This window comes from Pedobacter chinensis, from assembly GCF_003339865.1.
Taxonomy (GTDB): Bacteria; Bacteroidota; Bacteroidia; order Sphingobacteriales; family Sphingobacteriaceae; genus Pedobacter; species Pedobacter chinensis.
In genome coordinates, this window is sequence record NZ_QPKV01000004.1 from 659,657 (window position 1) to 685,079 (window position 25,423).

At 35.9% G+C, this 25,423-nt stretch carries 28 protein-coding genes, 1 tRNA gene and 1 riboswitch; of the genes, 6 read left to right on the forward strand and 23 right to left on the reverse strand.

All coding sequences use genetic code 11. The features are described from left to right. Window positions 1-33: 33 nt before the first annotated feature. From DU508_RS13295 to DU508_RS13305, 3 genes are all read right to left on the reverse strand, one after another. Entirely contained in the window at window positions 34-999 is a 966-nt protein-coding gene (locus DU508_RS13295) for a formylglycine-generating enzyme family protein (protein ID WP_115403269.1), read from the reverse strand. Window positions 1,000-1,141: 142 nt separating this feature from the next. After that, window positions 1,142-2,419, reverse strand: coding sequence for a type IX secretion system plug protein (locus DU508_RS13300; RefSeq protein ID WP_115403270.1), 1,278 nt, complete (start codon window positions 2,417-2,419; stop codon window positions 1,142-1,144). 314 nt (window positions 2,420-2,733) lie between these two features. After that, window positions 2,734-4,641, reverse strand: a complete 1,908-nt coding sequence (locus tag DU508_RS13305) for an ABC-F family ATP-binding cassette domain-containing protein (protein ID WP_115403360.1) — start codon at window positions 4,639-4,641, stop codon at window positions 2,734-2,736. A 323-nt stretch (window positions 4,642-4,964) separates the two neighbouring features. Here DU508_RS13305 and DU508_RS13310 point away from each other — a divergent pair, with 323 nt between their 5' ends. From DU508_RS13310 to DU508_RS13320, 3 genes are all read left to right on the forward strand, one after another. After that, entirely contained in the window at window positions 4,965-5,375 is a 411-nt protein-coding gene (locus DU508_RS13310) for an Rrf2 family transcriptional regulator (RefSeq protein WP_115403271.1), read from the forward strand. A gap of 61 nt (window positions 5,376-5,436) precedes the next feature. Continuing rightward, the gene (locus DU508_RS13315; protein WP_115403272.1) at window positions 5,437-6,087 is read left to right on the forward strand and encodes an NAD(P)-dependent oxidoreductase; all 651 of its coding nucleotides are present in this window, start codon (window positions 5,437-5,439) and stop codon (window positions 6,085-6,087) included. A gap of 103 nt (window positions 6,088-6,190) precedes the next feature. Then, window positions 6,191-7,219 carry a quinone-dependent dihydroorotate dehydrogenase gene (locus DU508_RS13320; protein WP_115403273.1) on the forward strand — a complete coding sequence of 343 codons (1,029 nt, stop codon included), beginning with the start codon at window positions 6,191-6,193 and terminating at the stop codon, window positions 7,217-7,219. Window positions 7,220-7,450: 231 nt separating this feature from the next. Here the strand turns inward: DU508_RS13320 and DU508_RS13325 are convergent, their stop codons facing one another. The 9 genes from DU508_RS13325 to DU508_RS13365 form a co-directional block, all read right to left on the reverse strand. Continuing rightward, window positions 7,451-7,726, reverse strand: a complete 276-nt coding sequence (locus DU508_RS13325; protein WP_115403274.1) for a Trm112 family protein — start codon at window positions 7,724-7,726, stop codon at window positions 7,451-7,453. A gap of 1 nt (window position 7,727) precedes the next feature. Further along, window positions 7,728-8,357, reverse strand: coding sequence for a thiamine phosphate synthase (locus DU508_RS13330; RefSeq protein WP_115403275.1), 630 nt, complete (start codon window positions 8,355-8,357; stop codon window positions 7,728-7,730). Next, window positions 8,354-9,409 (reverse strand): AIR synthase family protein, encoded by a 1,056-nt coding sequence (locus DU508_RS13335; RefSeq protein WP_115403276.1) that lies wholly within the window; start codon window positions 9,407-9,409, stop codon window positions 8,354-8,356. Before DU508_RS13335 ends, DU508_RS13330 begins: the two co-directional genes overlap by 4 nt. Next, window positions 9,409-10,131, reverse strand: a complete 723-nt coding sequence (locus tag DU508_RS13340) for a class I SAM-dependent methyltransferase (protein WP_115403361.1) — start codon at window positions 10,129-10,131, stop codon at window positions 9,409-9,411. The genes DU508_RS13335 and DU508_RS13340 overlap by 1 nt, the downstream gene beginning before the upstream one ends. Window positions 10,132-10,194: 63 nt before the next feature. Further along, window positions 10,195-10,284: riboswitch (TPP riboswitch) on the reverse strand. Between the two features lie 123 nt (window positions 10,285-10,407). Then, window positions 10,408-10,809 carry a HEAT repeat domain-containing protein gene (locus DU508_RS13345; RefSeq protein ID WP_199562706.1) on the reverse strand — a complete coding sequence of 134 codons (402 nt, stop codon included), beginning with the start codon at window positions 10,807-10,809 and terminating at the stop codon, window positions 10,408-10,410. Window positions 10,810-11,252: 443 nt separating this feature from the next. Continuing rightward, a complete protein-coding gene (locus DU508_RS13350; RefSeq protein ID WP_115403277.1) occupies window positions 11,253-11,810 on the reverse strand; it encodes a dihydrofolate reductase family protein in 558 nt (185 codons plus the stop codon). A 76-nt stretch (window positions 11,811-11,886) separates the two neighbouring features. Continuing rightward, complete coding sequence (locus tag DU508_RS13355; protein ID WP_147273631.1) at window positions 11,887-12,276, reverse strand: VOC family protein; 390 nt, start codon at window positions 12,274-12,276, stop codon at window positions 11,887-11,889. Between the two features lie 450 nt (window positions 12,277-12,726). Further along, window positions 12,727-13,560 carry a pirin family protein gene (locus DU508_RS13360; protein ID WP_115403279.1) on the reverse strand — a complete coding sequence of 278 codons (834 nt, stop codon included), beginning with the start codon at window positions 13,558-13,560 and terminating at the stop codon, window positions 12,727-12,729. A gap of 104 nt (window positions 13,561-13,664) precedes the next feature. After that, window positions 13,665-14,030 (reverse strand): DoxX family protein, encoded by a 366-nt coding sequence (locus DU508_RS13365; protein WP_115403280.1) that lies wholly within the window; start codon window positions 14,028-14,030, stop codon window positions 13,665-13,667. A 106-nt stretch (window positions 14,031-14,136) separates the two neighbouring features. Here DU508_RS13365 and DU508_RS13370 point away from each other — a divergent pair, with 106 nt between their 5' ends. Next, a complete protein-coding gene (locus tag DU508_RS13370; protein WP_115403281.1) occupies window positions 14,137-14,487 on the forward strand; it encodes a winged helix-turn-helix transcriptional regulator in 351 nt (116 codons plus the stop codon). 55 nt (window positions 14,488-14,542) lie between these two features. Here DU508_RS13370 and DU508_RS13375 read toward each other — a convergent pair whose 3' ends face one another. Then, window positions 14,543-14,941, reverse strand: coding sequence for a VOC family protein (locus DU508_RS13375; RefSeq protein ID WP_115403282.1), 399 nt, complete (start codon window positions 14,939-14,941; stop codon window positions 14,543-14,545). 220 nt (window positions 14,942-15,161) lie between these two features. After that, the gene (locus DU508_RS13380; RefSeq protein WP_115403283.1) at window positions 15,162-16,559 is read right to left on the reverse strand and encodes a hypothetical protein; all 1,398 of its coding nucleotides are present in this window, start codon (window positions 16,557-16,559) and stop codon (window positions 15,162-15,164) included. Between the two features lie 188 nt (window positions 16,560-16,747). Between DU508_RS13380 and DU508_RS23840 the strand changes: the two genes are divergently transcribed. Continuing rightward, window positions 16,748-16,906, forward strand: a complete 159-nt coding sequence (locus tag DU508_RS23840; protein WP_158542172.1) for a hypothetical protein — start codon at window positions 16,748-16,750, stop codon at window positions 16,904-16,906. Between the two features lie 94 nt (window positions 16,907-17,000). On the opposite strand, the gene DU508_RS13385 is transcribed toward DU508_RS23840, so the two are convergent. From DU508_RS13385 to DU508_RS13395, 3 genes are all read right to left on the reverse strand, one after another. Continuing rightward, entirely contained in the window at window positions 17,001-17,171 is a 171-nt protein-coding gene (locus DU508_RS13385; protein ID WP_010602219.1) for a hypothetical protein, read from the reverse strand. A 34-nt stretch (window positions 17,172-17,205) separates the two neighbouring features. Next, window positions 17,206-17,279, reverse strand: a tRNA-Cys gene (locus DU508_RS13390). Window positions 17,280-17,348: 69 nt separating this feature from the next. Next, window positions 17,349-18,095 (reverse strand): TrmH family RNA methyltransferase, encoded by a 747-nt coding sequence (locus DU508_RS13395; protein ID WP_115403284.1) that lies wholly within the window; start codon window positions 18,093-18,095, stop codon window positions 17,349-17,351. Here DU508_RS13395 and tamL point away from each other — a divergent pair. Continuing rightward, complete coding sequence (tamL, locus tag DU508_RS13400) at window positions 18,086-20,500, forward strand: translocation and assembly module lipoprotein TamL (protein ID WP_115403285.1); 2,415 nt, start codon at window positions 18,086-18,088, stop codon at window positions 20,498-20,500. The genes DU508_RS13395 and tamL overlap by 10 nt on opposite strands. A 2-nt stretch (window positions 20,501-20,502) precedes the next feature. Here tamL and DU508_RS13405 read toward each other — a convergent pair whose 3' ends face one another. The 6 genes from DU508_RS13405 to DU508_RS13430 all read right to left on the reverse strand — a co-directional run bounded on the left by DU508_RS13405 (window position 20,503) and on the right by DU508_RS13430 (window position 25,423). Next, window positions 20,503-21,078, reverse strand: a complete 576-nt coding sequence (locus DU508_RS13405) for a 2'-5' RNA ligase family protein (RefSeq protein ID WP_115403286.1) — start codon at window positions 21,076-21,078, stop codon at window positions 20,503-20,505. A gap of 29 nt (window positions 21,079-21,107) precedes the next feature. Beyond that, window positions 21,108-21,830 (reverse strand): DUF72 domain-containing protein, encoded by a 723-nt coding sequence (locus tag DU508_RS13410; RefSeq protein ID WP_115403287.1) that lies wholly within the window; start codon window positions 21,828-21,830, stop codon window positions 21,108-21,110. A 226-nt stretch (window positions 21,831-22,056) separates the two neighbouring features. Beyond that, the gene (gene dnaJ / locus DU508_RS13415) at window positions 22,057-23,220 is read right to left on the reverse strand and encodes a molecular chaperone DnaJ (RefSeq protein WP_115403288.1); all 1,164 of its coding nucleotides are present in this window, start codon (window positions 23,218-23,220) and stop codon (window positions 22,057-22,059) included. Between the two features lie 153 nt (window positions 23,221-23,373). Beyond that, complete coding sequence (locus DU508_RS13420) at window positions 23,374-23,955, reverse strand: nucleotide exchange factor GrpE (RefSeq protein WP_115403289.1); 582 nt, start codon at window positions 23,953-23,955, stop codon at window positions 23,374-23,376. 579 nt (window positions 23,956-24,534) lie between these two features. Next, window positions 24,535-25,218 (reverse strand): cell division ATP-binding protein FtsE, encoded by a 684-nt coding sequence (locus DU508_RS13425; RefSeq protein WP_115403290.1) that lies wholly within the window; start codon window positions 25,216-25,218, stop codon window positions 24,535-24,537. 1 nt (window position 25,219) lies between these two features. Further along, window positions 25,220-25,423 carry a fructose-6-phosphate aldolase gene (locus DU508_RS13430; RefSeq protein ID WP_115403291.1) on the reverse strand — a complete coding sequence of 68 codons (204 nt, stop codon included), beginning with the start codon at window positions 25,421-25,423 and terminating at the stop codon, window positions 25,220-25,222.

Genomic DNA, 25,423 nt, shown 5'->3' on the forward strand with positions numbered 1-25,423 from the left:
TTCTGAGGATTATATTGGTTTTATAAGTGTAGATTATAAATCTTTGATGGGTTGCTTATTATAATAAGCTTCAATTTCAGCTTTAGAAGGAGTTTTAGCAGGCCGAACCAATCTCATCCCAACAAAAGGAGCTTCCGGAAACCACCAATTGCTTTTAGGTATTTGCGGATCCAACTGTTTCCATGAAGGATCAGATGCCAGGCGTGCTGTTGAAGTTAAATTCTCCGGAGTTTCATCATAAGAACCACCACGTACAACATTTGGGTATAGTTTTTCAGGGGTCGCTACAGGATTTTCTGTTGTTTTTCCTTTTCCCTGAAGATAAAAGTCTGCAATATATTGGTCGTAAGTCCATTCGCTTACATTTCCGTGCATATCATATAAACCCCAGGCGTTTGGTTTTTTCTGTCCGACAGGATGAGTTTTATTATCGCTATTTTCACTGTACCATGCGTAGTCTTTTAAGTTGGAGATATCATCTCCGAAATTATAATTAGTATTGGTTCCGGCTTTACATGCATATTCCCATTCCGCTTCAGTTGGTAAGCGATAGAAAACCCCCGTTCGGGCATATAACCATTTGCAGAACTGAATGGCATTATATTGAGTCATGGCAACCGCCGGCTGATTTTCTTTTCCCATTCCAAAAGTCATGTCCAGGTATGGCTTTGTTGGCCTGGTTACCGCATCCACCTCTGCAGGAATTGCCGTAATACTGGCCTGTTTTTCATAATCACGATAAAGGAACGGCTCAAAAATATCCCAGGTAACTTCATATTTTCCAATCCAGAAAGCATCAAGTTTAACCTCATGTGCCGGTTGTTCATCTGCTTTGCCAGCTTTGCTCCCCATTTGAAATTTGCCTGCTGGTACAGCCTGCATATCAAAGGTTAATTTAGTTCCATTGATGGCTTGAGTATAGGATTTTAGCGTATTTTGAGCAAAGTTTTGCTGATAAATAAAGGTAATTAATGCAAAGGCAATAACTTTCTTAAACATAATTTTGGTTAGCATTGCTTTGTTAAAAGCATTTTTTGGGTTACTTAATAATCTGATTACTAAAGTAATTAACCGCTATTATAATTACGAAAATTTGTGTAACAATAAAGGTATAATTGACAATTAATATTTGAAAAGATCCTTATCTTCTATCTTCAGCTTTATTGCTGATATTAGCATAGCCGACTAACGTTTCCCAACGGGCACCAGGACGACGATAATAAACGAAAATTTGATAAGTGTTCTCTGTTTGAAAAAATGATCCTTCAAAAGGTTGGGTTTCTAAAGTTTTAGTGTCATTATTAAACCAGGCATATTCATAGTCGTATAAACCTTGTTTAAGCATAATACTGGCATAAAATTGCTTTCTGCCAGCATCGTAAAGTAATTTGTTTTCTTTACCTAAAGTATAATTATTAAAACGACCGATCACGTAAGCATCGCCGCTAGTGTCTGGTGCTGTAGCATTAAGCGTAAAAAGAACACCCATGTATTCTGATTCCGTTTTATCATCTCTTCCATCAGTGTTTTTAATGTAGAAATTCCCATTCTCATCATATTGGTTGGCAAAAGCTCCGGTATTTCTCGGTGCATCCTGAAAAAGCAATACATTTACTGATTCGTTATCACGATAAATATCTTTCACGTTATCTGCTTTATAGCGTAAACTTCTGGTATCGAATTTTCTAAACTCGTTATTTCCCCAAAAATCGTTGGTGGTTAAATCATTATAAACCAATTGATTCGGGCGAATAAAAGAAGGGCGGGTATTTATTTGTAACGTATTGGAATTGAAATTCTGCATCACCATGGCTTTTAAATCCTGATAAGGATTAGGGATGGGCATGGTGTGATTAATCGTGAAATTTATTTTTTGCTTTGAGTTCCGTTCCATTACCTGCATGGAATTGGTAACCTCGGCAGCAACAGCAACCTGATGATCAACAATATAAAAGCGTTGTGAAATCACAGGCTGGTTTTTGTCGCCATCCAAATAAACTTTTAAAAGATAGTTCCCTCCAATTTTTGGTTGTATCTGGGTATTTGGCAGGCTTAATTCGTAGTGTGTATATTTTCTGGTGGTGTTTGATGAATAGCGGTAATTAATTATTCTGTCATCATTAAAACCGCCTAAATAATCAATAGTGGAAATTTTTGATGGTTGCCAATCTGATGTGCAATGTTCAATGGAATACCAGTAGTTTTTAGTTCCGGCCAATAAATCATCAAAAGAAAAAGTGATGGTTTCTAAAGTGTTTAGTTGTATAACAGGCAGGCTTTGTTCACGCGAGCTATTGTAACAAAGTACCGTTTTAATATTAGGCTGATAGATTTTGTTTTCGTGAATAAAAGTTTTATCAGTTTGGGCATGAGCTAGGGTAGGGATGAAAAATAGAATCAGAAATAATATTTTTTGCATAGCTAAAAGTAAAGTTTTCTGATGAAGTGGCAAAACCTCTCCCTATGAAAGTTGGTGTTTTGCTTTTATTGTGGCCTCCCTCTCCTTGAAGAGAGGGAAATCAAGGAACTGCTTTTAACCCTTAGTATTAAAATGGATTGGGTTTAAACAACTTTCTGTTCATTCCCTCTCTTTAAGGAGAGGGATAGTACCAATGTGACTTTTACTGCTTCCATTAACAGGGAGAGGTTTTTAAAACTAAAAGCCGCAGATTCGCAGATTATACTTTCAATAATCTGCGAATCTGCGGCTAGTTTATTTTATCTGCGGCTAACTTAACCTTCCAGTTCCATGATCTCAGCAGCCAGGCTTTCCCACTTATTCTGATGATCATCCAAATCCTGTTTAGCGGCTAAATAGCGTTTGTTTGCTTCAGCTAATTTGTCAGCTTTGCCATAAACATTCTCATCAGCTAATTCGGCTTCGATACTTTTTACACTTTGCTCTAATTCTGAAATTAATGTTTCTGTTTTCTTTAGCTCATCATTTAATTTTTTCAACTGATTAGCCGAGTTCGGAGCAACTGGTTTTGGCTCTTCTTTTTGTTTTTCAGGCATTTTTATCGGAATGGGTTTTGAAGCAGGAATAACACGCTTGCTGTTCCACTCTTCATATTCTGCATAAGTACCTGGATAAACCTTGATTTTTTCATTTTCAATGAACCAGATTTTGTTGGCCACATTATCAAGGAAATATCTATCGTGAGATACTGCGATAAAAGTGCCTTCAAACTGCTGTAAAGCCTGAATTAAGATGTTAACCGATTGAATATCCAAGTGGTTGGTAGGCTCATCCAGAATCAGGAAATTTGAATCTGTAGTTAAAGATTTAGCTAAGGCCACACGCGATTTTTCGCCTCCTGAAAGTACTTTGATTTTCTTGAAAACATCATCGCCGGTAAATAAGAAACAGCCTAAAATACTGCGTAATTCGGTATCACTATGTTTAGGGGCAAATGCCTGTAACTCTTCTAAAATAGAATTACCTAAATGCAATGATTCCAATTGGTGTTGTGCGAAGAAAGTAGTGGTTACATTATGGCCAGTTTCGCACATTCCTTCAAATTTTTCAGTTCCAGCAATAATTCTCAATAATGTCGATTTACCTTTACCGTTTGCTCCGATTAATGCAATTTTATCGCCTTTTTCAATTACCGCTTCTGCATCTTCCAGAATGTGAACATTTGGGTAATGTTTTGTGGCATGTTCTATGCGAACCACATGACGGCCCGATTGTTTGGTGAATTTAAAGCTGAAATTTACAGTAGGGTTATCATCATCAACATCCTCCACACGTTCCATTTTATCTAAAGCTTTCATTCGCGATTGCGCCATTTTTGCTTTTGATGCTTTAGCTTTAAAACGCTCAATTAAACGTTCTTCCTGTTTAATTTTAGCCTGCTGATTTTTAAATTCTCCTTTTTGAATCTCGCCACGCAAAGCTTTTTCCTCTACATAGAAGCTATAATTACCTGCATAAACGGTTAATTTTCCTTTACGCGATTCAACGGTACGGTTTACAATTTTATCCAGGAAATATCTATCGTGAGATACAATCACAATTGCACCTTCAAAGCCCATTAAATAGTTTTCCAGCCATTTAATAGAGGGTAAGTCCATGTGGTTGGTTGGTTCATCGAGCAGTAAAATATCAGGATCTTGTAAAAGAATTTTTGCCAGCATTACCCGCATACGCCAACCTCCGGAGAAAGTATTTAAAGGGCGTAACTGATCTGCTGTACTGAAACCCAAACCAGCTAAAATTTCGTTTGCTCTGTATTCGATATTGTAACCATCCAAAGCCTCAAACTCCTGCTGTTTATCGCTTAGTTTATATAAAACCTCTTCACTATAATCTGTTTCGATTTTTTTTAGCAATTCTTCAATTTCATCATGCAATTGATTTTGGCGTTCAAAAGCCTCCATCGCCACATGTAAAATGCTATGGTGAGAATCATAAGAAAGTAAATCCTGATTCAAATAACCTATTTTTAAGTCCTTAGACATAGAAATGGTACCCGAACTAGGTGCATATTCTCCTACAATTAATTTTAAAAGTGTCGATTTTCCTGTCCCGTTAGCACCTATTAAGCCAGCTCTATCGCCAGGTTTAATGTGCCAGTTCGCTTCATCGTACAAGGCTCTCGAGCCAATCAGGAATGTTAAATTATTTATTGAAATCATTTCGGCTGCAAAAGTACGAAATTTAAAGGCTTTTTTCAGATTGAAAATCAAATACGGTAAGTTAAGAATCCGTCAATTTTCAGAAAAGCTTAACAATTTTAAAAAAGTTAGGATTGTGAATTAAAAATATCGCTTTTTTATCTAATTATTTGCATCGTTATTCATTGGGTGCGCTCCTTTATTTTCTCCCATGCCATTCATTTTATAATAATGCCGATTGAAATAGTTATGCTTGATTTGTCAGTTCAAAGTTAAATGCAATTGTTTTTTTAGATCATTCAAAAATATTCATACTTTTGTACTGTAATTAAAAATATTACAGTATGAGCGATAGTCATTTTTCAATTTCTTTGCATATTCTTACTCTTTTAGATCATGAAAAAGGACAGCTCCTGAACTCAGAATATATTGCAGGAAGCATAAATTGTAATCCTGTTTTAGTGAGGAAGGAACTGGCTAATTTGCGTAAACATGGATTAGTGCATAGTAAGGAAGGTAAGGGTGGGGGTTCAACTTTGGCTAAAAATCCTGCAGATATTAATTTTGGCGAAGTATATAAAGCAGTGAAGCAGAAAAGTTTGTTTGGCGAAAGCAAAAATGAACCAAATCCTGATTGCCTGGTTGGTAAGCAAATTTCCAAACATTTATCAAAACTTTATGATGAGGCAGAAAACGCTCTGATCAAAAATTTATCTACTTATACACTTGCTGATTTTAGCGCTAAATTCGACTAAAAAAATTTAACTAAAACTGTAATAAAAAACATTACAATTAAACAATTTAATCTTAAATAATATGAAAGTAGCATTAATAGGTGCCTCAGGATTTGTAGGCAAAGCCATTTTAAAAGAGTTGGTAGATCGCGGTAACGAAGTAATTGCAATTGCCCGCGATATCAATAAAATTGACAGTACAGATAATAAGGTGACCAAAGTTGCCGCTGATGTATCGGATACAGAGAAATTAGTAAATGCATTACAAGGTGCTGATTCAGTTGTAAGTGCATTTAACGCGGGTTGGACAAACCCAAATCTTTATGAGGATACCATAAAGGGTGCAGAGGCCATTCAAAAAGCAGTTAAATTATCAGGTGTTAAGCGTTACATTTTTATTGGTGGTGCCGGTACTCTGCAAATTGATGGAAACCAATTGGTTGATGGTCCGGATTTCCCTGCTGAATTTAAGCCAGGTGCATCTGCTGTAAGAGATTATTTCAATACTTTAAAACAGGAAACAGAATTAGACTGGCTATTTTTTAGTCCTGCAATTGAAATGCATCAAGGCATAACCATTGGTCGTACGGGTAAATATCGTTTAGGTAAAACAAGCCCGGTTTTTAATGAAGAAGGACGTTCTGTTTTATCAGTAGAAGATTTAGCCATTGTAATTGCTGATGAATTGGAGAATAACGCACATCATCAGGAACAATTCACTGCGGCTTACTAAACAACAACGAAGTATGATTTAAGAGGGGAAATTGAAAGTTGCGTATAAATACGTTAACAATTTTCTCTCTTAAATTTTTCTGGATTTTATTTATCTTCGTTGCATGTATCGTCTTATTAAACCTCTATTTTTCAAATTTGACCCTGAAAACGTACATTATTTTGTAGTTAAGCGGTTAAAATGGTTTAATGATAAATTTCCGCTTGGAAAAACCATCATTCGCAGCAGTTTCGATGTGCACATCAGAGGCTTGGAACGCGAAGTTTTTGGCATTAAATTCAAAAATCCAGTTGGTTTGGCCGCAGGGTTTGATAAAAATGGAGAATATGTTGAAGCATTAAGCAATCTCGGTTTTGGTTTTATTGAAGTGGGAACGGTTACTCCAATGCCCCAGCCAGGAAACGATAAACCACGCATGTTTCGTTTGCCCAATGATGAAGCACTGATCAATAGAATGGGCTTTAATAATAAGGGTGTTGATGTGATGGCAGAGCGCTTACGTTTGTTAAAAGACAGACATCCTGATATTGTAGTGGGAGGGAATATCGGAAAAAATAAAGTTACACCAAATGAAGATGCCGTAAGCGATTACATTAAATGTTTTGACAGGCTTTTTGATGTGGTAGATTATTTTGTGGTTAATGTAAGCTCTCCAAATACCCCAGGTTTACGTGAATTACAAGAAAAGGAACCATTAAAGAATATCTTAAATACGCTTCAACAGCGTAATCGTAAAAATGATATTTCCCGTCCGATTTTATTAAAAATAGCACCTGATTTAACTGATGCACAATTAGATGATATTATTGAAATTGTTGCTGAAACAGGAATTGCGGGGATCATTGCAACAAATACGACCATTAGCAGAGAAAATTTAACGACCGACCAAACACTGGCGGCAGAAACAGGTGGTTTAAGCGGCAAACCCGTTAAAGAACGCTCAACTGAGGTAATCCGTTATCTTTCAGAAAAATCGAGTAAAGCTTTCCCTATTATTGGCGTTGGTGGAATTCATTCTGCGGAGGATGCTCAGGAAAAACTTAATGCAGGTGCAAGTTTAGTTCAATTGTACACCGGATTTATATATGAAGGTCCCGGTTTGATTAAAAGCATTTGTAAGGCATTGGTTTAGCTTGAATATTTAGTCATTAATAATTGTGTTCCTGGTCAATTTGAATTTCGCGCAGTAGGTTTTTTTTCAAAAATTATCTTAAATTTCAAATAACCATTACTGGAAAATCCTCATAATGTTGCCATCAGGATTTGTTGCTACATATACTTTTAAATCCTGAGGCTTCAAAAATTTCGTCATTGAATTCCGCATCTCTTTCTATTCTATGGCTTGAATTCGATGGTCGATTTGTTATTTGTTTTCTGATTCGTTTGATATCAGCCGAAAACTATCAGATACTTTATCTTTTGTCAAGCGCTGTAACAAAGGCTGCTCTAATCTAAATTCCCTATATTCGTCTGGGCTCATAATGGGTATTCCTGATACTATTGGGTAAACTCGCTTACATTCTTTGCAGAGTAAAATCCCTTCTAAAATATTTTCCTGAATGTCCTTTGATATTACTGTTAATTTTAAATCTGCTTTGTCGAATGAACAGCAGAGTTTTTTAATGGTTTCTATTCTCATCTTAACTTGTTTTTATTTTTTGCTGATATTTTTTAAGCACTTCAACGGGATTGTCGGTATTCATTATTCCCGACACTACTGCGATGCCTGAATAATTCAGTTCGTTTAGCATTTCTATATTTTCATGTTTTATTCCTCCTGCCAGAAAAACAGGTAGTGAGGTGATTTTTTTTGCCTCTTTAACGGTGTTAAAATTTATTAATTCGCAACTGTTTGCTGTTGATGATGGAAACATAGAGCAAAATGAAATGTAATCAAGTCCGTTTTCGTTTGCCCATTTAATAATGGATAAGTCATTATTGCAAGTGATGCCTGTAATAATTTCTTTGCCTAATTCATCTTTCAATTGACGGATATTATCCTGCACTTCATCAAAGTGAACGCCGTCTAAATTGGTGTCCTTTAATAATTCCCATCGGTTATTGATTAATACGGGAATGTTTTTAGGATGGCACAAATTCAATATTTCGTTTATGAATTCTACCAGGTTTTCATTGGGATTGAAGTTATCCCATATTTGTATCGCTGCTATTTCCTCGTGAACAATTTCCTTCAATTTGTTCAGTAATCTATCCCGATCCATGGATGGATCAACGATAAGATAAATGCCGTTCTGTATTCTTTTTCTCATTTCCAACCTTTTTTTGATGCGCTGAAAAATGCAGCCCAGTATGGGTCTTCCTCTGTATATCTCAAATCAGTTTTCTTCTCGTTTTCAATAAGCGTTATCCCATCTTTCTTTTCGCATAATTCGCCAACTTCTACACAGGGGATATTTCTTTTAGCCAAACGGGCAATTACCTCATCAGATGCTTCCTTTTTACAGGTAATGATCATGGAGCCTGCACCGATGCAATATCTTGGGTCTATGGAAAAAATGTTACAAATTTCTGCCTGAACTTCTGCAATGGGTAATTTATTGTTGTAGATAACAGCACCGTTTCCCGAAGCAACGGCCAATTCATAGATAGCTCCCAATACTCCACCTTCGGTTACATCGTGCATGGCGGTAACATTTAAATGATCATTGTTTTCGCCCACAGCAGTTAAAGCATCTTGCAAAGAGGATGTATGATAAAATGAATTGCATGCGTGCTGGTATATTTCCATTCCTGCTTTATTCTTTACCGTGCTTGGAAAACTCATCGCAAGAATTGCCGATGATGATAACGCACAGGTTTTGGTTACCAAAATCGCATTTCCTGATTCTGCTGATTTTGATACCAGTATTTTATTTTTAGGTGCAACTGTAATAAAAGTTCCGCCTCCGGCAATTGTAGAGTGCTGACCTTCAATAAAGCCTGTGTGCCCTCCGGTAATGGCAATTTTTATTTCTGAGCAAAATTTATGAATGTATTCCCAATATATTTTGAAGTCGCTTTTTGAAAATGAGGAAGGAAGATTTAATACAAACTGACCATACATTGGAGCATGCCCTGTTGTTGCCATGTCATTTGCCATGAGATGAACAGACAACCATGCCGATTCCTGCAAACCAAGCGAAGGGATTAGCGATAACGGGTCGCTGGTTAATGCCAAAGCCATGCCGCCTGGTAAATCAATAACAGAAACATCTACACCAAACTGTGCCCCCTCAATTACTTCTTCACGTTGATGGCCGCATTTGTTATAGATGAGTTGTTCAAATAAATGATGCTCTATTTTGCCAAGTTTTTCGCTCATTAGTCTACATCTTTTAGTTGTATATACAAGCCGAAAAAATCGCCAAATGGTAGTTTCCATTGTTGAACAGGGAACCACTTTGGAAGTCCGGTGCAGGTCCAGTGAATAGAATATTCCCGTCCTTCAAGTGCTTCATGGATAATGTCTGTCAGTTTTTGTGGCGAGTAAAAAGTTGCTGTTATGTAAAAAGGATTCTTCCCAAATAATTGTTGAACTCTTCTTCTTAATACTTTGGTAGAGTAACGGTTCATCATTCCCATTGCTATACCGTATTTGCCTACGCGTGCTGCTTCCCGGATAACTTTTACAGGGTCTTTGTAATATTCAAAAGTGGTAATGAAAGCAAGTGCATCAAAACTGTGGTTTTTGAAAGGCATGTGATGCGAATCTGCCATTACCAAATCGCCTTCAAAAAGGTGTTTTGCTTGCGATAACATAAGGGGAGAAATGTCTCCTCCGGTTGCTTCAATACCTATTTTCTTCCACCACCTTGTAAAACGTGCCGTTCCGCAACCAAATTCTAATAATGTTTTGACCCGTTTATCATTAGAAACAAGCTGTTCCATGATTTTTTTTTGCCAGATTTCGGCACGTTTATACCTTCCTTCATACCATTGCTCATAGGTATCGGTATGTTCACGATTGAAAAACCATTCCGGTCTTCCTTGCCAGTTTTGCTGACCTTGCGGTATTAAGTCAGTTGAAAATTTTTCTAAATCCATTTCTGTTATTTTATTTAACAAAAACCCCATCCCCGGAAAAACCAACAGATGGAATTTGAAATAGATTTTTTCAACTTGCATCCCTACGTTGGCATTATCCAAATCAGGTATCGGGTATAATCTCAGCCATAAATGGCACCCCGTGCTTTTGTACCGGTAAATATACACAAATCATTTGTGCGTTGGCAAATAAATAAAATACGGAATCTGGTTGTTTCAGAAATAAAAGCAAGGCAGGCTGTGTGAAAAAGTTAACAATTGAGTTGTTATTAAGCCTTAAAAAGCACTGTTGCCTTTTTGTTTGTAATGCTTGTCAATATAGTTTATTGCTTGTTCCTGTGTCAGTATTGCAAGGTCTTTATAACGATTATGAACATCAATAATTTCATCTAAAGCTTGTAAAACAAGCTCTTTGTTATCCCACGATTTAAGCTGTTCAACAACAGTTGCAAGACAGCCTTTTTTATATGCAATTTGACCTAAAACGTGAACTAAAGTGTTTTTAACTCTTATTGTCTTGTCAAATTGAAGTTCTTTGAGCAATGGTAAAATATCCTGTGGATGTGTTCGTCCGCGAAGTTCAATGCCGTGACAAATTTCTCTGCGAACTTCCTTGTCTGTGTGATGCAAATATTTTTTCGCCCATTTCAAAATAGGTTTAGGATTTTTCTCTCCCATTTTTTTAATTGAACCAACAACCGCATTTCTAACTGAATGGTTTGTTCAAGTGTAAGTTTTAATCTCGTTTCCAATACAAGAGTAAAAACGCCAAAAATTTACTCTCGTTCAAAAGATAAAGTAAAATTTACCCTCGTTCTCATCATCTCTTTTGATGTCAGAAAGTTGGGTGTAGAACTCGCCTTTTTTGTTGTTCTTCGATTTTGCCGCAATTGTTTTCCGATTTACGACAACAAGTTAAACGGCTCGTTTTTGTCTGTGTTTTGATTTAGTTCGGACGTTCGTTAGCCTTGTTGCCAACGTTTCGGGCTTTGCATTCGGGCGGGCTTTTTTGCACTAACCTTGGTACGGAGACCGAATTTAAATTTAGCTCAAATGTTCATACGAAGCAGGTCAGTCCGCGAGACGTGAAACCCATATTACAGGCAGTATTTCATTCGATGTTACTTTACTATTCCGTAGCACAGTTCAACCATTCCATTTTTGTAGGCTGTCGTGTCTTTCAGATGTAATGCCTGATCTTGTCCTATTTGGTCAAAAAATAACAGCCCATCGCCTAAAATAATTGGCAAAATGCTTACCCTTATCTCGTCTGCCAATTTTAGGCGAATAAAGTTTTTGGTAAGCATAGAACCGCCTACTACCCATACATTTTTATAATCCGGTTTCAGTCGTTCGTTTACAAGTTTGTTCAGGTCGCCCGAATAAAACTCAATGTTCTGTCTGTCAACCGGCAGATTTCTGTTAGTGACCACAATTGTTGGCTTGTCACCATAAGCCCAACCATAAGATTTTGAAAGTTCAAAAGCGTGTTCATAGGTACGTGAACCCATTACATAGCAATCTATTGTTTTAAGAAATTCTTCGGGATCTTGTCCAACAACTCCTTTATCATAGTTGTCTGAGGTGTCAAACCACGAAACGCTGTTGTCTTTTTTGGCAATAATTCCGTCAAGACTTGAAACCATGTGTATTGTTACCGTAAATTTGTCTGTTGCCATTTCATTTCTCCCATTTTCTTATTGAGCAATGACACAAATTGCAATTAAAGGCAAAGTGTTCACTAAAAGTTAATTGTTATAAATTGGGGTGCCCGAAAAACAAGATATACCCGTCAGCATCCTCTATTTCAAAGCCTCGCAAATTATCGCTATTGTCGCGTACAGGCTTGCTAAATGTTACACCATTTGAGCGATATTCTTCAAACAAAGTGTCTGGTTCAGCAGCAGAAATATAAGCATCTGTGGGTGCCCATTCGTGTCGGGTACGATTAGGAATAGGTTTTATTTCAGGAGCAACGGCCTTAAGCATAATAGAAATATTGTCCCGACCCACAATAGCCCAATAAGGATTTTCGTCAGGACCAATATATGTGATCTGAAAACCAAGTTGATCAACATAGAATGAAACCGAAATTTTCAAATCTGCAATAATAAAACAAGGCATTATACAGGTAAGATTTGTCATGGTCAAATTTTGCATTTAAGAACTGCCCAATCGCATTGCAGGTAACGGTTCAGCACTTGGCGACATGGGGGTCTTTCAACACTAAATTACTTAAAATTCCTAAACTTTATTAAGCACTAAAAATTCAAAAGAAGCATTTTAGCTATCATATCGCCAAACCGATGTTGATGGCTGGCATACTTTTGTTGTTAAGTTTGATCAAAAAAATGAACTTTTTAATGCTTGTTTAAACTTGTCTGAATTTCCGTTGTCCACCTTGTCCTGGAAACGTACTGCTTTGGTCAAATACATTCTTAATTCTTGTTTTAAGAAATGAAATATGGTAAACGGTTGCTTACCCCTGTGCGGTTACTTTCTTTCTTTTCGTCGTATCAAAGTTCATGTTGTCAACGAGGAAAAAAACAAAAGAAGAAAGGTGTCTTTATATAAATCACACTTTTTGATTGCTCATCATTCATTTTCATAAGGTTCTAATTGTCCCATTTCTCCCCGAGAATATCTACGCTGCATTTCTTCCATTTGTTCGGATGTAGTAGCTACAAATGGTCCACCATAAACTATTGGTTCATGATGTGGGTTGCCAGTTCCAAGCATAAATTGCAAACCTTCCTGGCCGGCTTTTATCGTAATATTATCTCCATCCAATGAATAATTAATCATTGTTTTGGGCAATATTTTTTCACTTTCCGTCGTACCGCCACCTTCCATGCCATATACAAAAGCCATCTGTTTAGTAGCTATGGTAATGCTTTTGTGTGGTTTCAGATAAATATGCAGAAGGTCAACATCTGTTACCATTTTATGCATGGTGCTTTTACCACCATAAGCGCCATGAACTATTCTTATCAAAGCATTTTCTGATTCTACTTCCGGAACATCCTTCGCATCTACATGAATTGACCGGGGTGTTACAAAACGATTTTTGCCAGAGTGATTAAACCAAATTTGAAAACCGCTTGTTACTACACCATCTTCTTTGGGAAATTCATCATGGTGCATTCCGCTTCCTGCTTGCATGATATGCAAACCTCCTGGTTCAATAAAACTTAAGCCACTTAAATTATCTCTGTTTATAAAACTTTCCTTACTATCAGGTCGCATATAGGTCATTACCGAAACACCAGCATGTGGATGAGGACCAAATACAGGTAGTGACATCCGAAATTCTGAAAAGAGTAAAAATGGTTCAATAGGAAATTCTCTTGCAAAGAAGCCCGCACCTTTAAGTCCTTTTGCAATGGGGTTAAATGCTGAATCCGTTTTTTTTATTACTTTTTTGTTCATTGAAATAATTGTTTTGCGAAAATAAATTTGGGTAAACCAAATACTGATATTGTACTCAAAAAGAGTAGGCGCAGGAAACTTCTCAGAGAATTATTTTCCATCATTTATTTTGTTGCCAGGTTCTTATGAAAATAAATATAAGAAACTACTAAAAATGCAAGTGGTATTAATGGGAAGATAGAAGCAGGAAAACTATCTACCACAGAATGTGCTATAAATGCAGAAATAAATGCGATTGCAAAACCTACATAACTCCATTCTTTGAATTTTGCAGGTATCATTGGCAACAATAACACAATTGCACCAATTATTTTGAATACACCCAGCTCTATTCTGAAATAATCAGGGAAACCCAAATGATGAAATGATTCAATAAACATAGGGTTAGTAAAATACATTGGAGCTGTTGATACTCCGCTCAGCAGCATCAATATGGTTGCTGTCCAATAAATGATTTTGTTCTTTTTCATTCTTCTTTTATTAATTGTTCTGCAAAAATAGGTATCTTTGCTTTCTAAAATATAGTTGTTACCTCGTGGTAAGTAGTTACCTTCAGGTAAGTAAATCTGAAAAACAATGGCAAAAGCAATTAAAAAAGAGACTTGTCAGTATAGATTGATAGCCGGAAAAGATGCTATGGAAGTGCTTCAGGGCAAATGGCGGATTCCGATTATTATTTCTCTCACAGATGGAGATAAGCGTTTTGGAGAAATTCAAAGAGAAATTGGTAATATTTCTCCTAAAATGTTGTCGCAGGAATTAAAGGCGCTGGAGGAAAATAAAATCATCACTCGCACTTTGTATGATAGCATGCCTGTAACCGTTGAATATTCTTTAACTCCACTTGGCAGATCGACGGATAAGCTTTTAGAGGAGTTTCTGAAATGGGGGACTCATTTTAGAAATGAAATTGTTGGAAATAGGTAAATGAAACAGCCCGTTTTTGGCAATACCTTGTTGCCGGCAGACTTGTGTTTGTTCTTTAGATTTTTTTCTGTATTTGCCAATAATGTCCAAACGGATCTTTGATTGTTCCTTGTCTGTAACCGTATTCGTAATCTTGGGCAGGATTTATTTCAGTTGCTCCTGCTTTAATTGCTTTACTAATTACTTCTTCAACGTCAGAAACAAACAAGCCAATACAGATTGTAGTGCCGTGGTTTTTGTCAGGAGAAAAGAAATACTGCTTTGCCGTCATTTCATGCATGTGAAATATAGCTCCGTTAATAGAAAGCTCTACAACGTGAATGCTGCCGTCATCATTGGAAAAGCGCATTTGTTCCGTTGCTCCGAATGCTTTTTCATAAAATGAAATGTCTTTCACTCCATTGTTGATGAAAAGTTCAGGAGCAAAAAATACTTTACTGTCTTTTGTTGTCATATCTTGGTTTTTTTAATCGTTGTAATGGTTTTTAGCGTTATCAGTTGTGTTAAATGATACCTGTCAAATGTTGATTGAAGCACTATTGCTCAAATTATGGCATAGTCTGATAAATTTCTGTCAGCAGACAGTCCACAGATGTTTTACAAACTCTCAGAATTGTTCGGTCGTTTGACATTGCTGGCAACGAACAAGTATTGTCCCGATCTTATATGTCATATCATTTGATTATATTATTCGGAAAATATTTTTTCATCAAATCTTCCACGGTCGATTCATATTTGTTAATGATAATTAGTTTTGTTCGGTCTTCAAGCATAAAAATTTCAATAAATTCCTTTTTGTAATTCATATTTCTTTTTTTCGTCTCAGGAAAGTTGTTTCTTAACAACCCTATTTTTTCTTTATGTTTCGTAGAAATTACAAAGCACTTAGTTAGAGGACTGTTTTTAGCCTTTTCTATCTCTGATTCTGAAATATTACCTGATAGCCTGTTGTACGAATAAAAACGATAGGTTTTTCTGAAATATTGCCAGTCGTCTCTTGTGTCTGTTACAATGTAGCGGTACATAAATAAATGCATTAGTTCGTTTGGCCAATTGGGGAAATTAGTATCATACAGTTGTACATATGTTTTTATAAAGTCTTCATCAATAGCTTTTTTGTTCTCAACATATTTTTTCACTGTTGGATAAATTGCCTTTGACATTTCAGCAATATATTTATTTCCATACCAGTCGTCGTCTTCAATTTTCCCATTAAGCTGTTCCATTATATACGCGTTTCCCAATGCAGTTGCAAGCACTTCGTTCAACAATAACAAAGCGTATTGACTGTTTGGTGAATTTGTTTTATTAAACCATTGTTGAATATTATTTTTCAATTGAAGTGACTGGTTGTCGTAAATGATATGGTATATTTCGTGCATGGCCACACTAAAAAAAGATTTATGGTCTTTAAGGCCCAATGATGCTTCACAAACAGCCACATTGAAAAATGCTCTTGCTCCCAAATTCCCTTTGTCAAGAGAAGGAAGCAGATTGAGCTCAAATGGTACGCTTTTATCCCAGGCTGTATTATAAAACGATAAGCCTATTTGAAAACAATCTGAAAATTGGTTGCTTTTCACGTAATTCAACAGATTGGTTTTCTGCTCTTCAAGAGCTGAAATATTTGGCAGGGCTACTAGTTCGTGATAGATAGGTTGAAACTTTTCTATGGTTTCAGAAAAAGCAATAAGGTCTTCATTGGGAATAATTCCTAAAGACTTATTCCTGAACTCTTGCATGGTTTGGCTTGTGGCCAAATTTTTTTCTAACAGATCAACAGACATCATCGCCACTTTTAGTGGTTGTGGATACTGGTCGTAGGAATAAGTATAGTTTAAACGGATTTTTTCAAAATCCGAAACCTGTTTCTTGTAATTTTCTGTATTATACTTTGAGTTAGTATAAATTGTCTTCAAATCATTGTCTGGATAATTATCAGATATTTTAGTAAGGAAATCATAAGTCGCATAGATTTCGGAAAAATGCAATTTAAATTTTACTCGGTCTTGCGCTAAAAGTGTCAGACCGCTGTGCACTAAAAAAACAATAAGTATTAAATTTTTCTTCATTTCTCATTAAATGTTTCGGTTCGTCTGGATATGGCATCAAGCTCTAAATTTACGCATTGCGCAAATCTTAATTAACTAAACTTCGTAAATCAAAATTTAGTAAATTTCTTTAATCAGTTTGTTCATATTCAACTTGTTATTCTGTATATCTTTTTGAATTTACAATATTTACCCTAAATATAATAAATGTGAAATATTCAGAGATTTTAAGCGGGGGGATGGAAACTGCCAGATCACGTTTATTAGAAAGCGGAACAGATATTTGGTATATCCAGCAACTGTTAGGGTATAAGAGTTTAGCATCAACCAAATTTACACACATCACTGATGTTGGCAAAACAAAGTGAAAGCCATTTGATTAAATAGAAAATCCAGTCCATAAAAAAAGCATCCTTTGATCAGAAGGATGCTTTAAATCTTTAAGAAGAATTTTTCTAAAAACTATTTTGCTAAACCAGCTAAAACAGCATTGTTTTTAGCTAATTGATCGTTTTTAGGTTGTGCAGAGCGGCTTCCTAACTCAATGTTAGTTGCTCTTTTTAAAAATGCTACCTCTTGGTGAGCTGTATTTTTATTTCTTCTGTCTTTTCTTTTTAATCTGGTAACTGCCATGGTAATAACCTTTTAATTATTTTATTTGTACAAATGGAGGTCGAGAGCGGATTCGAACCGCTGTAGAAGGTTTTGCAGACCTCTGCCTAGCCACTCGGCCACTCGACCTTTAAATTCAAGGCTGCAAAAATAGCAATTATTAATTAGCCCGCAAATATTATCTTAATTATTATCCTATTAATTTTTAACTCTCACTAGTTCAGAACAAAAAATTGCGGCACTCACTGCAACATTTAACGATTCAGCTTCTCCAACCCGAGGTATGGTTATTGGTTTATTTATTTTTTTGATAATTTCTTCTGAAATTCCTTTTCCCTCATTGCCTAAAATTACCAAACCCTCATTTCCCCAGTTTGTTTTATAAATGGATTCTCCATCAAGCAAAGCTCCGAAAACGGGTAAATTGCTTTGAGCAAGAAAAGAATTTAAATTTTCATAGTAAACATCAATTCTGGCTAACGAGCCCATGGTAGCCTGAACCGTTTTCGGGTTGAAGGCTTCAACGGTATCTTCTGAGCAAATGATTTTGTTAAACCCGAACCAATCTGCTGTTCTGATTATGGTTCCCATGTTGCCTGGGTCTTGCACGCCGTCAAGAACCAAAGTGAACTGATTCTTCAATGCTTTATGGTTAATTTTTTTGTTTTTTGGCAGGTAAATCAATGCTAAAAATCCCTGGGGTGTTTGTAAAGTACTAATCTTCTCCAATTCAACGTTCTTTACTTCAAATAAGTTTATATTTGCAGGCAATTTGGGTAACAAATTGGATTGTTCGCTATTGTAAAATATGCTGTGGATTTGGTAACTTGAATGGATAAATTCTTGAATGGATTTTAAACCTTCAACTAAAAATAAACCATGCTCTTTACGATATTTTTTTTGATGTAACGACTTTATAAAACTAATCTGAGACTTTGAAAGCATACCAATACTTAATAAATATTAAACTGAAAAGCACTGCAATATTACTATTTATTATTGTTTTAATTCAGAGCTGTTCATCTACTAAATATATTCCCGATTACCAGGCGATTGTAAAAAAGGTTACAATTGACAGCGTGGATGCAAAATTTGAGGAACAGGCTTACAATTATGTTCAGAAAGACATCAGGCCAGCATCTGCACTTAGTATTAATGTTCCATTATATAATTTATTCAACACTAAAGATGGACGCTATAAAACCAATAACATAAAACCCTTTGGTACTCCGCCAGCCATATTGGACAGTACTTTAGTCGAAATATCCAGAAATCAGATTCAGAAATTTCTTAATGGAAAAGGCTATTTCAGTGCTAAAGTCACATCAGAAATCAAAGTAAAAAACAAAAAAGCAGAAATTAATTTTTTAGCCAATCAAGGGAAAGCATCATATGTAGGTAAACTCAGCGATTCTATTTTCAGTAAAAAAGTTAAGGAAGTTTATGAAACCACAAAACCTACTTTTACCCGCTTACGTGCCGGAATGCAGTACGATGTAGACTCTTTAACCTATGAACGTGAACAGATTTATAGAGTAATGAAAGAGAATGGTTATTTCTATTTCTTAAGGCCATATGTGAATTTTGATGTAATAGAAACGGATGAACCAGAGAAAGTAGACTTAAGATTAAATATTACCAATCCCCCAAATGGTCCTCATAAGCAGTATAATATAGGCATTACTCACATGGTTATTGCTCCGAGCCCGGATGGATTTCCTGATTCTGCAAGAACAAAGTTGAGTAAAGACACCGTTAACGGAATTATTTTTACCGATTTTTCTAAACGTTATAGAAGAAATCCTATTGTAAGATATGATTTCCTGAAACAAGGCGAACTGTTCGATATCAGAAATGAGAATTTAACTTATGATCGTCTTTATGAATTAAATATCTTTAAAAATGTTAAAATTGATTACTTCAATAGAGATAGTACAGGGAATAAAATAAACCCGATTATATTGCTTACACCTCAGAAAGTGATGAGCAACAGAATTGAAGGAGAAGTTCCCTTTAACGGAGGTACAGTTGGCTTTACCTTAAGTAATACCTATACCAATAATAATTTATTCAGAGGGGCAGAACGGTTTGAGTTGCAATTAAAAGGCGGTTTGCAATCCAGAATAGGGAATGGACAAACTCCGCTTAAAGATATTTATCAGCGGGATTTTTCAATTAGTGCCAGCATTTCGGTACCAAGGTTATTAATCCCATTTTATAAACCTATTCTTGGTGGAAATGGGATGCCACACACTACTTTTTCATCAAGTTATATCTATGCTTTGCAAAAGGATGTTTCTGTAAGGCGTGTATTTATAAACTCTGTAACTTATGATTGGTTTGAAACAAAATCGAAACTTCACTCTTTTACACCGCTTAATTTTGAGTATCGTTTAGGAACCCTTGAACCTGGAGTAGACTCGGCTACTGTGGTAAACAACTTATATTATGCTACTTTGCTAGATCGTAAAGATTTAACACTGGGAATGAAATATAGTTATTCTTTAAATGCTGATAAGTTAAATCAGCTTAGAAGTTTTGTTTATTTAAGGGTAAATATGGATATAGCAGGTAATTTGCTCCAAGGTATATCAAAACTTAGCAGTGCTGACAGTGACCCGGCCAATAATAACCCTGCCAGAATACTTGGCTTGCCATTCAATCAATATGTACGGCCTGAAATGGATTTAAGATGGTATAAGCATTTAGGTGGTGATAGGCAATTCATTGCGCGTTTAAATACCGGTATAGCTTATTCTTATGGCAACTCTATATTGACAGGAATCCCTTTTGAAAAGCAATTTTTTGCGGGAGGATCAAATGGATTAAGAGCTTGGCAAGCCAGAACCATAGGGCCTGGGAATTATAACAGAGAAGTAATTAGAACTGATGATTTGAGAAGAGCATTTTTTGGCTTAGATCAATTAGGTACAATGCGGCTTGAAACAAATTTTGAATATCGTTTTACAGTGGCAAAAAAGTTTTTTGGTGCTACATTGAAAGGTGCTGCATTTGTAGATGCCGGTAACATATGGAATATTCGTAGAGGTGAATCGATTAGCCAGGAAGTTTCAGAACTAGATGAAATTACTGTGTTTAAACTAAGCAAATTGGCCCAACAGGTTGCCATAGGTACTGGTGTTGGCTTACGTTATGATGTTCAGTACTTTGTATTTAGATTTGATGTTGGCTTGAAATTAAAAGATCCTCAGTTTTTAGGAGGCAATCAATGGGTTATCGGAAAATTTTTATCAGGCGCGAGAGCTTTCAAAAACGAGTATAATGCAACCCATGCACCTGATACTTATCGTTTTCTTCAATATAACTTTGGTATCGGGATGCCATTCTAATACTATTCAAAAAGTCTTAACGGTTTAGGCTTTTCACTGGGTAACTTAAAGGCTATTTCTTTAAAAGGCCGCCACTTTTTATCGATATGTTTGTAAACGGAAAAACCCGATACAGTAAATTCCCGTTTGAATTTTCTATCCTTAAACTCATCCATGATCGCATAGTAAGTTGGTGGTTTTACATCTTTAAAAGCCAGCGTTAAATGAGGTGTGAATTTGAAATTATCTTTACTGGTTAGTAATTTCAATGGTTTCAATTGCGTTTTGATCTGTGCATGAAGATTCATGATTCCTGCATTTTGCTCTACATCGAGGTAAAATGTATGTTCTGGAAAAGAACTAAAATTCTTAACTATTTGCTTAAAATTTTCAGAATATGTAGCCTCTTCAAGTGCTTTGAAGAACTGCTGTTCTTGCATCGATGAAGTAACTTTCACTGGATTGTATAAAGTAATGTGTGCTGGCCGCTTTAATGATTCATGAACATTAAATTTTGCTGAAATAAATGCTCTGATCTCATCAATATCTTCTACAATTGCAGGCGGTGGAACAAGACATACCAAAAATAAATTTTCCATGCTCAAAATTACTAAAATTTTTAGTAAAATTAACTTTTGTTTATCATTTCTTTCAGGTATCTGGAGTTGTTTAAAGCACCCACTCCCCAGGTATTATTGAAATAGATAAAGGCTTCTTCAGTACCAGTTGGAATTTCCTCAACGAAATCTTGTATCACTATCGGATCATATTCTGATTTGTATAAAACTGGTTTTCCGTGAAAACGATAATAAATTGTACTTGTATTTTTAATAACTTGATCGGGGAGGGCAGCGGGATAACTTTGCCCGCTGAAAATAATGTTTTTGGTCCCTAACTTTTCATATATTTCATCACTAAACCAACTGATATGCCTGAATTCCACTACATTCTGGAATTTAGGATTCAAATTCTTCAACAGCAGGTCTAATCTTTCATCATTATATTCAAACTTAGGCGGAAACTGAAATAACACGCAGCCAAGTTTATCTTTTATACCAGTAGAAATACGATCATAAAAATCAGCTAAAAGTTCTTCGCATTCCTTTAACTGTTTATAGTGAGTAATTAATCTTGGTGCCTTAATGGTAAATACAAACTCCGCCGGACTTTCATCGTACCATTTATCAAAAGATTTTTGAGTTGGCATTTTGTAAAAGGTCGAATTGATTTCGATGGTGTTAAAATGTGTTGTATAATATTTAAACCAATCTTTTTGTGCCAAACCTTTAGGGTAGAATACTTCCTTCCATTCGCGGTAGTAAAAACCCGAACAACCAATTCTCCATTTCATGTTGATATAACAGCTATTGAAATTTAAAGTTTGCCCCGTAGCTGCCTGAAAATTTATTTTTTAAATGAATAAACTTAGGCTAATATAATACAGCTATCAGTTTATTATTTATTTAACATTTTAAGCAGAAGATTGCTTCACTCCATTTCCAAACCTTCACTTTCATCATGACGATCATAAAAAAACCGATGTTTCAGGCATCGGTTTTTCATTTGTTTAATTGCTATTACTCAAAATATTCCTTCATTCTTTCGAAGAAGCTTTTATCATTTTTACCAGGCTGCGGCTTAAAGTTTGGAGATTCACGTAATTTCTCTAAAGTATTACGTTCGTCGCTACTTAAAGCTTTTGGTGTCCAAATATTGATGTGAATAATTTCATCGCCCCGGTGATAAGAATTTACCTCTGGTAAACCTTTACCTTTTAAACGTAATAACTTTCCGCTTTGCGTTCCGGGTTCTATTTTAATTTTAGCCTTACCATCAATGGTTGGTACTTCAATGCTCATTCCTAAAGCTGCATCAACAAAGCTTAAATGCAAATCATAAACAATGTTATTGCCTTCGCGTTTTAAAGTTTCATGAGGAGTTTCTTCAATTAAGATAATTAAATCTCCTGGAATACCGCCATTAGGAGCGGCATTTCCTTTTCCGCTCATGCTCAGTTGCATGCCTTCACTTACACCGGCAGGAATGTTAATGGTAATGGTTTCTTCACCACGAACCACTCCATCACCGTGGCAAACATTACACTTGGCTGTAATTTGTTGTCCGCTACCGTTACAAGTAGGACAGGTAGATGCTGTTTGCATCTGTCCTAAAATGGTATTGGTTACCCGGCGAACTTGTCCGCTACCACCACAAGTACCGCAAGTACTTACTGATGATTTGTCCTTAGCACCAGAACCATCGCAGGTTTTGCAAACAATTAATTTATTAACCTTGATTTTTTTCTCTGCTCCGTGCGCAATTTCTTCAAGTGTTAATTTAACTTTTATACGCAGGTTAGAACCTTTAGCCACACGACGGCCGCCTCCACGTTGCTGGCCTCCACCACCTCCGAAAAAGCTTTCGAAAGGATTATGGCCACCAAAAATATCTCCAAAATTACTGAAAATATCATCCATGTTCATGCTTCCGCCACCATAACCACCAGATGCACTGCTGCCAACACCTGCATGACCAAATTGATCATAACGCTGTCTCTTTTCAGGGCTGCTTAAAACCTCGTAAGCCTCTGCAGCTTCTTTAAATTTATCTTCTGCTGTTTTATCTCCTGGATTTTTATCTGGGTGATATTTAATAGCCATCTTGCGATAAGCTTTCTTGATCTCATCAGCTGGTGCGCTCTTGCTAACGCCTAATACGTCGTAATAATCTCTTTTACTCATCTTCTTTGTAAACGTTGAAATGTTTGAAGGTTAAAACATTTTAATGCTTAATACCCAATAGCAAACACTCAGTTTTTTATTTATTTATGTAAGGTATCATGTTGCGCTATGTTTGAAACATATCAACTTTTAAACCTTACAACATTTCAATCCTTACGCTCCAACTACAACTTTAGCAAAGCGGATTACATTATCATTTAGCGTGTAACCTTTTTCAACTTCATCAATTACTTTTCCTTTTAAATCTTCTGTTGGTGCAGGAATATTGGTAATGGCTTCATGAAAATCAGTATCAAAAGGTTGGTTGATGCTTTCCACATCTTTTAAGCCTTTTTGCGCCAGGGTATTTTTCAATTTGGTACTAACCAAAAGTATACCTTCTTTAACAGGTGCTACATCAGCTGCGGTTTCCATTGCTTTTAAAGCGCGGTCAAAATCATCAAGAACAGGTAGTAATGATACAATTACATCTTTACCAGCTGTTTGTAATAACTCAACACGTTCTTTTTGAGTACGACGTTTGTAGTTATCGAACTCAGCATATAAACGTAAATATTTATCATTAAGCTGTTGAACTTCTGCCTGCAATTTCTCTTCGGCAGATAATTCAGGGGCCTGTTCAGTCTCATTAACAGAGGCATCAGTATTTTCTGCATTTTCAGCAGCATTTTCTGATGTGTTTTCAGGATTCATTATATTTTCTTCTTTATCGTTGTTTTTCTTCTTATTAAACATAATACCAGGCTGAATTTTTTGGTGTTGATCTCAACTATTTTGCCATAAACGGAAATCAGCCAAGCTGTCAGATTTATTTGAATTTATCTGAACAGATTGGCTGATTAACTGACAATATATTTTACGATTGTAGATTTACAGCTTTAGATTGGCGTAACGTTAAATCGTAACATAATCTCATTTATAATTTGTATAGCCATTAAACTATGTTAATAGAGCATTAAGATTTTTATAGATATCCGGAGTCGATTAGAATACTTCTAACCGGCTACTCTATTTACCAGATTATAGCTCAGATTTTTTGTTGTAAAGTTTTCTTGGAGGAAAAAGCACAAAAACTACAATCAATGATGATGCTACCTGAACGCTTAATCGAATTTCAAACTTTAAGAAATAGTTTACACAAAAGAATACTAAGTTATATACTAGTAGAGCCAACACTATTTTGGTTGAATACTTCATTAGTTATTCGGGGTAATTGATCCGTTTTCAAATTGAATACTAGTAGGAACTTCGGCATTGCTGTCAAAAGCCGCTTTTAGTGTAAATCGTAATTCGTCAATCTAAATAATAATTCAATCAGGCTATTTGTGCACCTTCAAGCACTGCGCCATTTTCGCATTTGATGATGCGTGACGGGAAAGTGCGAATAATGTGGTAATCATGAGTGGCCATTAATACCGCAGTTCCGCCCTGACTAATTTGTTTTAAAAGCGTAACAATTTCTTCTGAGGTTTCCGGATCGAGGTTACCGGTAGGCTCATCGGCCAGAATAATTTCCGGGTCGTTTAATAAAGCCCTTGCAATAACAATACGTTGCTGCTCCCCACCCGAAATCTCGTGTGGCATTTTTTTGATTTTCGAACGCAGGCCAACTTTATCCAGTACATCTTTAATACGCTCATTAATTAATTTCTCATCACTCCAGCCAGTAGCTTTCAATACAAACTCCAGATTTTTTTCAATGGTTCTATCAGTTAATAATTGAAAATCCTGAAACACTACACCAAGTTTACGGCGTAAAAACGGAACCTGGCTTTCTTTTAAATTTTTGAGGTCGAAACCAGCGATATTTCCTTCTCCATTGCCTATGTGTAAATCGCCATATAATATTTTCAGTAAGCTACTTTTACCTGAACCCGTTTGACCGATCAAAAAAATGAACTCGTCTTTTTCAATATGTAAATTTACATTTGAGAGCACCAAGTGTTTCTGTTGAAATACATCAACATTGCTTAAATGAATTACTGCGTTTCCTGCCATTTTATATTTCTAATTTAGCAATCTGCCCAAAAGGCAAATCTTTAACCATTTCCATAATGTAATCTTGTTTATCGCCAAGACCTAATTTTTCCAATGATTTATCAGGTCTATCTACCCTAAAATAAGCCAGTAGTGTGAACTTATCATCTCTTAGCTGTACGTAATCCGGAATTTTGGCGATGCCTTTTACTTTAATGATATACAT

Coding starts and splice junctions, on each gene's coding strand:
- DU508_RS13375 (WP_115403282.1), bottom strand. CDS start 14,941: ATGACAACAAAAGACAGTAAAGTATTTTTTGCTCCTGAACTTTTCATC.
- DU508_RS13340 (WP_115403361.1), bottom strand. CDS start 10,131: ATGGATTTAGAAAAATTTTCAACTGACTTAATACCGCAAGGTCAGCAA.
- DU508_RS13350 (WP_115403277.1), bottom strand. CDS start 11,810: ATGGCAACAGACAAATTTACGGTAACAATACACATGGTTTCAAGTCTT.
- DU508_RS13405 (WP_115403286.1), bottom strand. CDS start 21,078: ATGGAAAATTTATTTTTGGTATGTCTTGTTCCACCGCCTGCAATTGTA.
- DU508_RS13295 (WP_115403269.1), bottom strand. CDS start 999: ATGTTTAAGAAAGTTATTGCCTTTGCATTAATTACCTTTATTTATCAG.
- DU508_RS13395 (WP_115403284.1), bottom strand. CDS start 18,095: ATGCTTTCAAAGTCTCAGATTAGTTTTATAAAGTCGTTACATCAAAAA.
- DU508_RS13335 (WP_115403276.1), bottom strand. CDS start 9,409: ATGAGCGAAAAACTTGGCAAAATAGAGCATCATTTATTTGAACAACTC.
- DU508_RS13310 (WP_115403271.1), top strand. CDS start 4,965: ATGAGCGATAGTCATTTTTCAATTTCTTTGCATATTCTTACTCTTTTA.
- DU508_RS13305 (WP_115403360.1), bottom strand. CDS start 4,641: ATGATTTCAATAAATAATTTAACATTCCTGATTGGCTCGAGAGCCTTG.
- DU508_RS13325 (WP_115403274.1), bottom strand. CDS start 7,726: ATGAGAATAGAAACCATTAAAAAACTCTGCTGTTCATTCGACAAAGCA.
- DU508_RS13370 (WP_115403281.1), top strand. CDS start 14,137: ATGGCAAAAGCAATTAAAAAAGAGACTTGTCAGTATAGATTGATAGCC.
- DU508_RS13330 (WP_115403275.1), bottom strand. CDS start 8,357: ATGAGAAAAAGAATACAGAACGGCATTTATCTTATCGTTGATCCATCC.
- DU508_RS13300 (WP_115403270.1), bottom strand. CDS start 2,419: ATGCAAAAAATATTATTTCTGATTCTATTTTTCATCCCTACCCTAGCT.
- DU508_RS13365 (WP_115403280.1), bottom strand. CDS start 14,030: ATGAAAAAGAACAAAATCATTTATTGGACAGCAACCATATTGATGCTG.
- DU508_RS13355 (WP_147273631.1), bottom strand. CDS start 12,276: ATGACAAATCTTACCTGTATAATGCCTTGTTTTATTATTGCAGATTTG.
- dnaJ (WP_115403288.1), bottom strand. CDS start 23,220: ATGAGTAAAAGAGATTATTACGACGTATTAGGCGTTAGCAAGAGCGCA.
- DU508_RS13315 (WP_115403272.1), top strand. CDS start 5,437: ATGAAAGTAGCATTAATAGGTGCCTCAGGATTTGTAGGCAAAGCCATT.
- DU508_RS13385 (WP_010602219.1), bottom strand. CDS start 17,171: ATGGCAGTTACCAGATTAAAAAGAAAAGACAGAAGAAATAAAAATACA.
- DU508_RS13320 (WP_115403273.1), top strand. CDS start 6,191: ATGTATCGTCTTATTAAACCTCTATTTTTCAAATTTGACCCTGAAAAC.
- DU508_RS13430 (WP_115403291.1), bottom strand. CDS start 25,423: ATGTATATCATTAAAGTAAAAGGCATCGCCAAAATTCCGGATTACGTA.
- DU508_RS13345 (WP_199562706.1), bottom strand. CDS start 10,809: ATGGGAGAGAAAAATCCTAAACCTATTTTGAAATGGGCGAAAAAATAT.
- DU508_RS13360 (WP_115403279.1), bottom strand. CDS start 13,560: ATGAACAAAAAAGTAATAAAAAAAACGGATTCAGCATTTAACCCCATT.
- DU508_RS13410 (WP_115403287.1), bottom strand. CDS start 21,830: ATGAAATGGAGAATTGGTTGTTCGGGTTTTTACTACCGCGAATGGAAG.
- DU508_RS13420 (WP_115403289.1), bottom strand. CDS start 23,955: ATGTTTAATAAGAAGAAAAACAACGATAAAGAAGAAAATATAATGAAT.
- DU508_RS13425 (WP_115403290.1), bottom strand. CDS start 25,218: ATGGCAGGAAACGCAGTAATTCATTTAAGCAATGTTGATGTATTTCAA.
- DU508_RS13380 (WP_115403283.1), bottom strand. CDS start 16,559: ATGAAGAAAAATTTAATACTTATTGTTTTTTTAGTGCACAGCGGTCTG.